General features: G+C 72.1%; 1 protein-coding gene. It reads right to left on the reverse strand.

Annotation, left to right across the window (positions count from 1 at the left end; translation table 11 throughout):
- On the reverse strand, positions 1 to 562 hold a 562-nt coding region (locus HV798_RS31585; protein ID WP_175196699.1), incomplete at both ends, for a phage late control D family protein.

Consider the following 562-nt stretch of genomic DNA (forward strand, 5'->3'; position numbering starts at 1 on the left):
GCCGCCGTGGCCGGCAACGTCGTACCAGTCCAGCCCCGCCGCATCGTCCTGCCCGTTGGCCGCGTTGACCAGCGCCTGCGCGGCCACCGCGCGCTTGCCGCTGTCGTGCCAGCCCAGCACCGTGATGCTGTCGGGCGTGCGGCGGCGCTGGCGCACCAGGGCCTGCACGGTGTCGCGCGATTCCGTGGCGCTGGCGCGCTGGAACCGTACGCCGCCGCTGGCCGATTCCGCGTCTTCGGCCAGAGTGCGGCTGTCGGCAAAAATCTGCACCACGTGGCGCGCCGGCACCTCGGCGTCTTCCAGCACGGTCCAGCCCAGGCCGGCCTCGGCCAACAGGCGGTTGATGAAGGCGTAGTCGGTCTCGCGATACTGCGTGGTGTAGGGGCGCGGGGCCAGGTCGGCCAGCGCGCCTTCGACGTCGGCCGCGATGCGATAGACGTAGCCTTCGTACGTGTCCAGCACGTGGCGCACGATGTCCAGCACCGGCTTGTTCTCGAACAGGCGGCTGGCGCGCCGCTGCGTGGCCAGCCACAGCCAGGGCGCCACCGTCAGCCGGTAGCGC

It is taken from the genome of Achromobacter deleyi (genome assembly GCF_902859705.1).
Taxonomy (GTDB): Bacteria; Pseudomonadota; Gammaproteobacteria; order Burkholderiales; family Burkholderiaceae_B; genus Achromobacter; species Achromobacter deleyi.